This window comes from Chitinophagales bacterium (genome assembly GCA_040877935.1).
GTDB lineage: Bacteria > Bacteroidota > Bacteroidia > Chitinophagales > CAIOSU01 > JBBDNB01.
The window spans coordinates 36,469-48,050 of sequence record JBBDNB010000060.1; the positions used below are offsets into that span (position 1 = coordinate 36,469).

Here is an 11,582-nt window from a genome sequence, read left to right on the forward strand (position 1 = left end):
GATTTTATCTGTTTGAAAAATTAGTAGAATTACTAAGATAAACTTAAACGGCAACTTCAAAACCTCTCAAACATTCATTCAGGGAGGTTTTTTTATCTGTAGAAGCTTTTCTCTTGCCGATAATCAATGCGCAGGGCACCTGGTAGTTTCCGGCAGGGAATTTTTTTGTATAACTGCCGGGAATTACAACAGATCGCTCTGGAATCTCAGCTTTGTATTCTACTGTTTCAGCACCGCTAACATCCAGTATCTTTGTAGATTGTGTCAATACAACATTGGCACCGAGCACTGCTTCTTTTTTCACGCGCACCCCTTCTACTACTATACAACGCGAACCGATAAAGCAATTGTCTTCAATAATAACGGGAGCTGCCTGTACAGGTTCTAAAACACCTCCGATACCCACACCTCCGCTCAGATGTACATTTTTGCCGATTTGCGCACAGGAACCAACCGTTGCCCAAGTATCTACCATTGTCCCACTGTCTACATATGCTCCTATATTCACATAAGAAGGCATCATTACTACACCACTGGCAATATATGCACCATATCTGGAAATAGCATGTGGAACAACCCTTATGCCCAGTTTTTGATAATCTTTTTTCAAGGCCATTTTATCGTGAAACTCAAAAGGACCGACTTCTATCTTTTCCATTTTCCGGATAGGGAAATACAGAATCACTGCTTTTTTCACCCAATCGTTGACTTTCCAGCCATCACCAGAAGGCTCTGCCACGCGTAACTTTCCTTTGTCAAGGGCTTCTATTACTTCATTGATTGCCTTTTGAGTGGCACTGTCTTCTAAAAGGCTGCGTTCTTCCCATGCCCTCTCAATAATATTTTTTAATTCTTCGCTCATAAAATTTCCTTAAATTTCTACTCGTTTTCTGTGTTGCAAATATACCGATACAGAACAGCTTTGCGAAATTTGCAAAGCGTTCCTTTGATGGATGGCTTTATTTAAAAGCTTTTTTCGCTTTATAATGACAGACTGATTTAACAGAATTGAAAAATAATAACCTATGTACAATTTAAGAATTGCTTATTTCCTGATTTTTTCAATGTTGATTTTTATATCTGCCTGTAAAGAACAGGATCCAGTAAAAGTTGAAAATTGGTACGATGAAGATCAAACCCGGCTCAAAGAAACGTATTTTATAAAAGGCGAAGATGAACAAGTTAGAATTGGTGCCTACAAGTCCTATTATTCCGATGGGCAATTAAAAGAAGAAAAAAACTACAAAGATGGAGACCTTAGTGGAGTTGCCAAGTATTTTGATGAAAATGGTACTTTGATAGAAAAATGCGAATACTCCAAAGGGGAACTGCACGGCAAAAGAGTTTTGTACAAGGAGGGTAAAAAAGAGATAGAAGAAACCTACAAGCGGGGCAATTATCATGGTCCATACGCCTCTTATTATCCCAATGGCAAGCTGCGCGAAAAAGGACAGTTCATCGAAAACAGTATGGAAGGGGAGTGGGAGTTTTTTTATGAAAGTGGTAAACTGAGAGAGTCTGTTCAGTTTGAAGGCAATAAAGAGCACGGCCCCTACAAACGCTATTATGAAAATGGCGAATTGGAATCGACAGGGCAGTTTGAAAATGAAAAAGAGACCGGATACTGGGAATATTATTATGAAAGTGGCGCTTTAAAAGAGCAGGTGAACTTCAAAGAAGGCTGGGAACAGGGAGTTGTAACTGTCTTTACAGAAGAAGGCGATACCAGTAAAAGAATTATATACGAAGCTGGCAGAGTAACGGATTACAAAGAGTATTGACTCCAGTAAATCTATGAAAGAGGCTATACTACAGCCATTAATGCTTCGCGTTGCTCTTTTACGGCTTCGCTATTGATGTACTCATCGTAGTTCATCAGTTTGTCAAGGGCGCCATTTGGTGTGAGCTCAATTACCCGGGTTGCTACTGAATTGTTCAATTCGTGGTCATGTGAGGTAAACAGAATAGTGCCTGCAAAATCTTTCATGGCATTGTTCAGAGCCACGATGGTTTCCATATCAAGGTGATTGGTTGGTTCGTCCATAAGCAGCACATTGCCTTCTTTCAACATCAGTCGTGACAACATACAGCGCACCTTTTCCCCTCCGGATAATACATTGGATTTTTTGAGGGTTTCTTCCCCGCTAAAAAGCATTTTCCCTAAAAATCCGCGAATATAGGTTTCATCTTTATTTTCAGAATATTGACGCAGCCAATCTATCAAATTCATTGATGCGTCAAAATATTCGTCATTGTTAGAGGGTAAATAGGCAGTGGTAATGGTAACGCCCCATTTTACCTCGCCCGTCTCGGCTTTTGCTTTTCCTGCAAGGATTTCAAAAAAGCGGGAAATCGCAAGGCTGTTGCTACCGGTAATAGCGATTTTATCGCCTTTGTTGACCGTGAAACTGATATTTGAAAATAATTTTTCGCCTTCATGGGATGCACTCAGGTCACTGACTTCCAAAATGTCATTCCCCGCTTCGCGCTCTTGTTTAAAGATAACACCGGGATAGCGCCTGGTGGAAGGTCTTATTTCATCAATCTTTAATTTTTCCAGGGCTTTTTTCCTTGAAGTAGCTTGTCTGGATTTAGAAGCATTGGCCGAAAACCGTTGAATAAAATCCATCAACTCTTTGCGTTTGTCCTCTGTTTTCTTGTTTTTATCAGAGCGCTGTCTTGCGGCCAATTGACTGGATTCATACCAGAAAGAGTAATTTCCTGTGTACAATTGTATTTTGCTAAAATCAATATCGGCAATATGTGTACAAACCATATCGAGGAAGTGCCTGTCGTGCGATACAACAATCACAGTATTTTTAAAATCTGCAAGAAAATCCTCCAGCCAGCTAATGGTTTCTACATCCAGATCATTTGTAGGCTCATCCAGCAGCAAGAGGTCGGGATTGCCGAAAAGCGCCTGAGCCAGCAATACACGTACTTTTTCTTTACCGGTAAGTTCGTGCATCATTTTGGTATGCAACTCTTCTTTTATTCCCAGGTTACTCAGCAATTCAGCGGCATCAGATTCTGCATTCCAACCTTCCATATTGGCAAATTCCTCTTCTAATTCTCCAGCTTTAATGCCATCAGCATCACTGAAATCGGGTTTGGCATATATGGCATTGCGCTCTTCCATAATATCCCACAGTTTGCTGTGGCCGCGCAATACTGTTTCCAGTACCTGGTATTTGTCAAAAGCATTGTGATCTTGTTTAAGCACAGCCATACGCTCACCCGGAGTGATGTCAACCTGTCCTGAGGTGGGATCAATTTCTCCTGAGAGTATTTTAAGAAATGTAGATTTCCCCGCACCATTGGCTCCAATTACTCCATAGCAATTGCCTTTGGTGAATTTGATATTCACATCATCAAATAAAATGCGTTTTCCGTATTGGAGGCTGAGGTCGTTTACAGTGATCATATTCCGCTAAATATTTTTGGACTGCAAAAGTATTGAATTTTTTAGTCAAAGCTTGCAGTTGGGTTTGCTTATCAACAAGTATTTGTGACGATGCGGTTTTTTCCGTAAAAAAACCTTAAAACTTTAAGAGCTTCTCGGTGATGCGTTTATTTCCTGTAGAGACCCGAATCAGGTAGAGACCTGAAGGATATGGACTAATGTCAATTTGATGGCGGCCATTTGAATCAACAATAGAAATACTGCTGTTGTATATTGCCTTTCCCTGGCTGTCGAAAATTTGCAATTGAGCATTGCTGCCTATTTCTTTATCAGGCAAATTCCATTCTACATTCACAAGGTTGTTTGCCGGGTTTGGAAACAGCTTAAGAGAGCCCTTGAGATCGTCTTTTAAGGGTTGGATTGAATTGATAATTGAGTCGGGAACTTGGATGCTATCAGTTTGCGAATAAAAGCTAAGTCCACCTCTGTAATTGCCCGTTACCATTTCAAACATCCCGTCATTATCAAGGTCTGCAATAGTGATATTACTGTTTTCACCTTCTTTAATGCCGGAAAATTCTTCATAGACTAATGAGAATTTTCCTGATAAAAGACTGTCGGGATTAAAAGCATATACTTTTATTACACCTTGCTGTGAGCCTGAAAGCAGAAAATAATTATTCGTAGAGTCCAGCCTGGAAAATGTAGGGGAGGAGTATCCTCTATAAAAATTGGGTAAACGTACATCTATTTCGCCTAAAAAGGAATTGTCAGGAATGCTATTGAAAGAAGGACTAGTCGCTGTCCCTTTATTTTCCAGATAATTCAGATTGCCATCTTTTTCACCTATGATAAGGTCTAAGAGCCCATTGCCATTCGCATCGAAAAGATGAGGAGTACTATATTCGCCCACATCAATAGCAAAATAACGGCCTTGAACGGGGCCCAATTGCATAGGGTTGCCGGGTCCGGCAGTGTTTTCAAAGTAATGAATAAAACCTGATTTATCCCCTGCAATGAGGTCTAAGTCCCCATCGCCATCCAAATCTCCTACAGTAGGGTGAATTGCTGTAAGTCTATCTTGAGACAAGTTGCCAAAATCCGAATCAACAAGGCGAAAGGCAAAACTGCTGTCGGTACCAATATTTTCCAGATAGGCCAATGATGTAAAATAGCTCACCGTACTTTCATAATAACCGTAATTGCCCACAAGTATATCCAGCTTTCCATCCTGATTTACATCCACAAAAAGAGGACTTGCGCCTTCTCCAAAATCGAGCATTTCATTGGTCAGAAAACTGTCCGTTACAAATTCAAACACATAATTATTAGAATCTCCTACATTTTTATAATACCAGGAAGAGGCTATATTTTCAGATTTTTTAGGCTCATTAGGTGCCCCGATCAGGTCTTTTAATCCATCATTATTGACATCGGCAAGAAATGTGATGCCGAAATTATTGCAATCAAAAGATATATCGTAACTAGGAAACAAAGTGTCTTGAGCTACTACAAAAGCTGTATCACTATTACCTCCATTTTCCGCAAAAGTCAAATTCGGATATGAAATATTTCCGCTAAGAATATCAATTGCTTGATCCCCATGTTGGTCAAAAGCAAGCAATGTAGAACCGGAATGTCTGGGGCCTGTTTTGTTAATAGTGCCGCAACTGGTATCAATATCAAATTCTCGTTTATTGCCTGTTTCCTTTAAATCTGCCCAGCAATCATCTACTTGCTCAAAAATGAAATTTTCCTGACACTGCCCAAATGTTTCCATTGATAAATTTTCAAAATAGCTTATAGTGGTACCACCCTGGTTAAAGGTTAGAATATCGAGATCCCCATCAAAATTAACATCTATAATAGTAGGAATATCCAGTCCGGATATAAAAATATTCACTGAGCCTGGATTGTAGCGCAGATAATTCCTGTGTTTAAAAGTCAGCATATCATTCTGGTATATACCCTGATAATAATGTATTCGGCCGGGTTGGGTGCCTGCCAGGGCATCTTCAATACCATCGCAATCCATGTCTTTAAGCAAGAGCCAGTTGTCCAGAGCCAGACTATCTGGGCCAATATCGTAAAACCCTGCCTGGTAAGCTGGATCATATACATAATCTATTTCTCCAGGTGTTCCCTGATTGATAAAAGTGAGTATTTTGTCACCTTTTACTACATAGCTTCTATTATAAACCACCAAATCCAATATGCCATTGTTGTTCAAGTCAGCTTCTGAAAATTGCGGATTGTTCAATCCACCAGCCCAGGGATATTTTAACTCATGATTATTCTTAACTACAGGTATATTATCAAAGCGATTGAAAATAAACTGTGCGGAGAGTCCAAGGCTATATAGAATAAAAAACAATAAGGATATGCGTTGATATATATTCATGGTAAATCAGTATTTGTGCAAAACAATTAGCAGGAGCAAAAAGTTGCCTGATCTATTTATCCTCCACCTATTTATTGCACAATTTATAATAGTTTTACGGAACTTTCCAACTTAAGAAATGAATGTGTTTTCTAAAAGTATAGTCCAAGATTTGTTGTGTTTTTCATTGCTCTGTTTTTCAGCGCTTCAGTTAAGTGCATCTAATATTTCTGATTATCGCGAAATATCTGGCTTTGAATTTAATGCTGCGGAAGAAGGCGTAAATATAGAATTGAAAAATTCTTCCGGTGAATTGATTGAATTCAATGGTTCGGGAACATTTACTTATGGAAAGGAGGAAATTGATTTGTATTTCAAAGCAGGAGTAGCTCTTGTGGAAGTTAACATGCCTGAAAATTTAAACCTTTTTACACTTCACATCAAAGAAAAGATAGTTCGGGAAATATATCATATCAGTGATAAGGATGCGTATTGGCGCTACAAAAAAATTCCACTATGGTACTCAATACTTCCGCCATTATTAGCCATTGTACTTGCATTAATTTTTAAGGAGGTGATTATTTCACTGTTTTCTGCAGTTTGGCTTGGGGTGTATATCGTTAATGGACTCGATGTAGCTCATATTATTTCGAGCCTGTTGAAAGTAGTAGATACTTATGTAATTACTGTACTGCAAGACAGTGGCCATCTTTCTATAATAATTTTTTCATTGTTGATTGGTGCAATGGTGGCACTGATCACTAAAAATGGAGGGATGCAGGGCATAGTCAATAAACTTACACCTTTTGCCAAAAACAGCAAGATGGCGCAATTTATTACCTGGCTGCTTGGTGTACTGATTTTTTTTGATGATTATGCCAATACATTGGTCGTTGGGAATACGATGCGTCCATTGACCGATCGTTTTAAGATTTCCCGTGAAAAACTCGCCTATATAGTTGACAGCACAGCCGCACCTATTGCTTCTGTAGCATTCATCACTACCTGGATAGGCGCTGAGCTTGGGTATATTGAAAGCGCATTGAAAATCATGAAAATTGATGAAAGTCCTTATTCTGTTTTTCTAAACTCCTTGCAATATTCCTATTATCCTTTTTTGACTTTGTTTTTTATACTTCTGCTCATTTTTATGAAAAAGGATTTCGGCCCTATGAAAAAAGCAGAGGAAAATGCGGCAAATCCTGATACTGCTGAATACCAAATTCCAGAACAAATAGATGAGGAAATGCAGCCTAAAGAAAATGTTCGCCCGCATTGGTACAATGCCTTTTTTCCTGTATTGATGGTAGTGGGAGGTACCATTGCAGGGTTGATCATAACCGGTCATGATTCGGAAATATGGCATAGTAGCGCAGGTTTTTTAAGCAAATTATCTACTACTGTGGGAAATGCTGATTCCTATCAGGCATTGGTCTGGGCTTCATTGCTGGGCTTATTGACCGCTATGGCACTCAGTATTGGCGGGAAAATATTAAATATTCCTGAAACTGCTGATAGCATAATGATTGGTTTTAAATCTTTGTTGCAGCCTGTAGTGATTTTGGTAGCGGCCTGGTCACTTGCCATCATTACCGAGGAATTGCATACTTCTACTTTTTTAATCAGTATTACGGAAGGGAAAGTTAGCATACTGTATTTTCCCTTAATTACTTTTTTGCTGGCAGCTGTCACTGCTTTTTCTACAGGTTCGAGCTGGAGTACAATGGCTATATTATATCCGATAATTTTGCCTGCTGCATATGCGCTTGGTGTTTCCGAAGGCCTGCCAACTGAGGATATATTGCCGGTCATCTATCATTTAACAGCGGCAGTTATTGGGGGGTCTGTATTGGGCGACCATTGTTCGCCAATTTCTGATACTACTATATTGAGCTCGCTTGCATCGGGCTGTGATCACTTGAGTCATGTAAAGACACAATTGCCATATGCATTAACAGTGGGTTTTGTTTGTTTGGTTTGCGGGGGGTTGTTTTTTGCTTTGGGCTTACCCTGGTGGTTGGGTTATCCTGTGGGTATTGTAGCACTATACTCTGTAGTAAGATTGGCTTAATAACGTGAGCTCGAGGATTATTATTTAAGAGCTCAGATTAATATTCATATCCTGCCATTTTTTGCGAGAAAATTTTATGTTATTCTGAAGTACTTGTTTAAATAATTTTTATTTTGATATTTAGGTTTGTTTAGGATTTACTTTTTTAGCAATTAGGATTTCCGGTTTATCCGGCTTAAGCCACCCATTTTATTTTTTGAGCTTTCAGGGCTTCTTTCAGCACATTGGGATTCAGGGGTTTCTTCAAAATATCAAATACATGTTCATTATCTCTGGCACGATTTAGGTCAACGGGATCTATAGTGGAAGAAAGCATGATAATCTTGATGTCTTTTTTAATGTTCTGTTTAATTTTTTTGTAGTGTTCCAAAAATTGAAAGCCATTGATCTCAGGCATTTTAACATCCAGAAGAATTAGCAGCGGCAGTTTATCAGGATATTTTGCATTTTCTTCAATGTATTGCAGGGCTTCTTTTGCCGATAGAAAATCAAGGGTATTGGCTGAAATACCTGCTACATTCAGAAATTTTCTGTTGAGGAACAAATCAATTTTGCTGTCGTCAACCAGCATAACGAGTTGGTTTGTAGTAGTGCTCATTTTTGTCCGGGTATTTTTATGATAAAAGTAGTGCCCTTTCCGGCAGTGCTGTCCACTTCGATAGAACCGGAAAGTTTCTTGAGGGTATCTTTTACTATATAAAGCCCAATACCGGAACCGGAATTTGCCGATGCCGTAGTATAAAACATATTGTATATATTACGTATGTCCACAGGTTTAATGCCGATGCCGTTGTCTTCTACTTTAATTGTAGCCATATTGTGCTCAACTGATACACGGATATCAATGCGCTTATTGCTTTCTTCCGGTCGTTGGTAGCGAATGGCATTTGAAAGTAGATTGTTGACAATGAGTTTCAAGCGAGACTCATCACATTTAAATATTTCATTTTGCTTTATTTCCATGCTAATATCTATTGCAGTGGCATTTTCATAATGTTCGAGACTTTGAATTGCATTGCTTATAAGTTCTTCAAAATCGATTTCTGTACTTTGTACTTCAAGTTTCTCACTTCTATAGTAGGCAATTATGTTTTGAATAAAAATATCCAGTTTATCTATACTGGTTTCGATTTTGTCTAAATAGTCTTCAAAATCGGGGTTTTTGTTTTCCATTTTGGCCAGCCGCACAATTCCGAGTACCGATGCCAATGGTGCACGCAAATCGTGAGAGGCACTGTAAACAAATTTTTCCAGTTCGTTGTACGCTTTTTCAAGCTCAATGTTGCGTTGGCGCAGGTCATTTTTGGCCTTGTAAAATTCCAGGGCATTGTCAATGGTCAATTTTAAATCCTGTTCTTCCCAGGGTTTTGTAATGTAGCGGTAAACATTCCCTTCATTGATGGCTTTAATTACAGATTCAATATCGGAATAGCCGGTGAGCAGCATTCGCACCGGTTGAGGATAATCGTCTTTGATGGCTTCGAAAAACTCCACCCCCGACATCCCCGGCATACGTTGGTCGCTGATGATCACTTCAAAGTCTTCCTCTTTTAGCAGTTCCATAGCATCCTCTGCAGATTCCGCAGTGAAGATTTTGTAATCCCGCCTAAAGGATGCTTTAAAGCCTGTTAAGTTGTTGGGCTCATCATCAACATATAAAATGTTGGGTTTTGTGCTCATAATTATTATCTGTTGCCTTATTCTATTATTATTCTGTTTTTTTTCTCATAGAACTTTGCTTATTAAGCAAATTGCTTCTTCTTTCTTGTTTGTATGTTTCCAAGTCTTGTTTTTGTGTGTCTTGATTCTTATACCTTTGAATTTTAGGGAGGCGGATGGTAAATTCAGTGCCTTTTCCCAATTCAGTTTTCAGCTCCAAATGTGCATGGTGTTTCTCAACAATGGTATGTACAATAGACAGTCCCAAACCGGTGCCTTCACCTACATCCTTAGTAGTGAAAAAGGGCTCAAATATACGATTGCGCGTAGTTTCATCCATACCGGTACCGTTGTCTTTAATTTTAATAATTACATCCTCTGCTGCATCTTCAGTCACTAATGTAATCAATCCTTTTTCATTTTCTGCATATTCTTTCTCACCAATGGCATGTACAGCATTGTTTAATATATTCATAAATAACTGATTTATTTTACCCGGATAGCATTCTATAAGCGGTAAATCAGCAAAATGCTGTTGAATTTCTACTTTCTCTTTTAGGGCACTATTGAGCAATAAAAGTGTGGACTCCAGGCAATTATTGATATCCGCTTTCTTTAAATCAGTTTCATCCAGGCGGGAAAAAGTGCGCAGGCTTTTTACTATTTCTACGGTTCTATTTGCACCTTCATTAATTCCTTTTAAGAGTTGATCTATTTCATCCAACGTGAATTGCAAATCGAGCTCTTCTTTTAAAGCTTCTACTTCTGCCAGTTTTTCAGACAGGTTTTCTTCATCTTTAATTTCGGCATATTTTTCCAGTATCTGTAAAATATCATTGATGTCTCTTTTTAAAGGGTTGATATTGGAAACTACAAAATTGATGGGGTTGTTGATTTCATGCGCAATACCTGCTGTAAGCTGTCCCAGCGATGCCATTTTTTCAGCATCTACCAGTTGTGACTGTGCCTGCTTAAGGTCGGTTATGGCCTTGCTCAGGTATTCATTGGATTGTTGCAGGGCCTCTGTTCGCTCTTTTACTTTTGATTCGAGGATTACATTTTGTTGTTCAACTATATTCTTGTTTTCTTGAAGCACATTTAATTCGTTTTGCTGCGCATCTTCTTTTTCTTTTTTAAGAATATTAATACGGTCTGCGAGGGCGAAAGATAGAAGAACTAAGCCTATAGTAGTACCTATTTCCAGACAATATACAGTTATAAGATTATAGGGGAGTATACCGAAATCCTTTAGTATAAAAACTACAACACTCAATAAAAATATTGTCCATGCTACAAAAAAGAATTTTGCAGAACGGTAACCTTTTCGCATAATAGGGATAGAAGTAATTATTATTAAAATAGATATCATTAAAGCGGTTGATTGTAAAAGTTTATAGCTAACCTGAGGGAACCCTATAAAATATATTATAGTAGAAACTATGTACATGACTATAAATAAATTATATAGTCGATCTAGCTTTTTCACGTATAATTTTGTTCTTAGAAAGTTTCTTATGAAAAAAATTGTAGCAAAACCTATGATTGCAGGTGAAAGAGCAACACTTAATTCAGCTAGTTGTGGGGATGTTGGCCATAACAATTTATATGTATAACCGTGATGACTAACGTGTGTTAGTCCTGCTGCCAATATGTAACCAACGTAGTATATGTAGCTTCCGTCTTTAATTGCTAAATAAAGAGAGAAGTTGAACAAGACCATTATTAATATTATGCCTATGTACATACTGGAAAAAACATCTCTATTTGAAATGCTATTATATATTTGTTCTACACTCCCAATTTTTAAAGGCAACATAATTTGTTGACCATTACTGATTTTTAGAAATAATGTTCTGGTTTCATTTTTAGGAATATTAATAGAATAAATAAAATTGGGATGTTGATATTTTCTCTCAGATATCGACACATTTTCTCCCATTTTTTGAAGTTCAATATCTCCATTAGGAGAAAGTATATAAAGATCTGCCATGTCCACTATCGGGTAGGCATATTCTAATAATGCGAATCAAGGGTTAAAAAATGAGAGAAACAAAAGCTGCTGCTAATTT

8 protein-coding genes are annotated in these 11,582 nt (G+C 38.2%); 2 read left to right on the forward strand and 6 right to left on the reverse strand.

Going from position 1 to position 11,582, the window contains the following annotated elements:
* Nucleotides 1–43 precede the first annotated feature (43 nt).
* On the reverse strand, nt 44–862 hold the full coding sequence (locus WD048_16885; GenBank protein ID MEX0813897.1) for a 2,3,4,5-tetrahydropyridine-2,6-dicarboxylate N-succinyltransferase: 819 nt from the start codon (nt 860–862) through the stop codon (nt 44–46).
* Nucleotides 863–1,025: 163 nt separating this feature from the next.
* Here WD048_16885 and WD048_16890 point away from each other — a divergent pair, with 163 nt between their 5' ends.
* On the forward strand, nt 1,026–1,781 hold the full coding sequence (locus tag WD048_16890) for a toxin-antitoxin system YwqK family antitoxin (GenBank protein ID MEX0813898.1): 756 nt from the start codon (nt 1,026–1,028) through the stop codon (nt 1,779–1,781).
* Between the two features lie 23 nt (nt 1,782–1,804).
* On the opposite strand, the gene WD048_16895 is transcribed toward WD048_16890, so the two are convergent.
* Both WD048_16895 and WD048_16900 read right to left on the reverse strand, forming a co-directional pair.
* Nucleotides 1,805–3,424 (reverse strand): ATP-binding cassette domain-containing protein, encoded by a 1,620-nt coding sequence (locus tag WD048_16895; protein MEX0813899.1) that lies wholly within the window; start codon nt 3,422–3,424, stop codon nt 1,805–1,807.
* A gap of 115 nt (nt 3,425–3,539) precedes the next feature.
* The gene (locus WD048_16900; GenBank protein MEX0813900.1) at nt 3,540–5,804 is read right to left on the reverse strand and encodes a T9SS type A sorting domain-containing protein; all 2,265 of its coding nucleotides are present in this window, start codon (nt 5,802–5,804) and stop codon (nt 3,540–3,542) included.
* Nucleotides 5,805–5,922: 118 nt separating this feature from the next.
* Here WD048_16900 and WD048_16905 point away from each other — a divergent pair, with 118 nt between their 5' ends.
* A complete protein-coding gene (locus WD048_16905) occupies nt 5,923–7,854 on the forward strand; it encodes a Na+/H+ antiporter NhaC family protein (protein MEX0813901.1) in 1,932 nt (643 codons plus the stop codon).
* A gap of 175 nt (nt 7,855–8,029) precedes the next feature.
* Here the strand turns inward: WD048_16905 and WD048_16910 are convergent, their stop codons facing one another.
* The 3 genes from WD048_16910 to WD048_16920 are packed head-to-tail and all read right to left on the reverse strand — an operon-like array spanning nt 8,030 to nt 11,503.
* On the reverse strand, nt 8,030–8,452 hold the full coding sequence (locus tag WD048_16910; protein MEX0813902.1) for a response regulator: 423 nt from the start codon (nt 8,450–8,452) through the stop codon (nt 8,030–8,032).
* Complete coding sequence (locus tag WD048_16915) at nt 8,449–9,534, reverse strand: hybrid sensor histidine kinase/response regulator (protein MEX0813903.1); 1,086 nt, start codon at nt 9,532–9,534, stop codon at nt 8,449–8,451. The genes WD048_16910 and WD048_16915 overlap by 4 nt, the downstream gene beginning before the upstream one ends.
* A gap of 28 nt (nt 9,535–9,562) precedes the next feature.
* Nucleotides 9,563–11,503 carry a 7TM diverse intracellular signaling domain-containing protein gene (locus WD048_16920; protein MEX0813904.1) on the reverse strand — a complete coding sequence of 647 codons (1,941 nt, stop codon included), beginning with the start codon at nt 11,501–11,503 and terminating at the stop codon, nt 9,563–9,565.
* Between the last annotated feature and the right edge of the window lie 79 nt (nt 11,504–11,582).

What these genes read in the sequence shown, in the direction of transcription:
- WD048_16890 (MEX0813898.1), top strand. Translation starts at nt 1,026, where the DNA reads ATGTACAATTTAAGAATTGCTTATTTCCTGATTTTTTCAATGTTGATT.
- WD048_16910 (MEX0813902.1), bottom strand. Translation starts at nt 8,452, where the DNA reads ATGAGCACTACTACAAACCAACTCGTTATGCTGGTTGACGACAGCAAA.
- WD048_16905 (MEX0813901.1), top strand. Translation starts at nt 5,923, where the DNA reads ATGAATGTGTTTTCTAAAAGTATAGTCCAAGATTTGTTGTGTTTTTCA.
- WD048_16895 (MEX0813899.1), bottom strand. Translation starts at nt 3,424, where the DNA reads ATGATCACTGTAAACGACCTCAGCCTCCAATACGGAAAACGCATTTTA.
- WD048_16900 (MEX0813900.1), bottom strand. Translation starts at nt 5,804, where the DNA reads ATGAATATATATCAACGCATATCCTTATTGTTTTTTATTCTATATAGC.
- WD048_16885 (MEX0813897.1), bottom strand. Translation starts at nt 862, where the DNA reads ATGAGCGAAGAATTAAAAAATATTATTGAGAGGGCATGGGAAGAACGC.
- WD048_16920 (MEX0813904.1), bottom strand. Translation starts at nt 11,503, where the DNA reads ATGGCAGATCTTTATATACTTTCTCCTAATGGAGATATTGAACTTCAA.
- WD048_16915 (MEX0813903.1), bottom strand. Translation starts at nt 9,534, where the DNA reads ATGAGCACAAAACCCAACATTTTATATGTTGATGATGAGCCCAACAAC.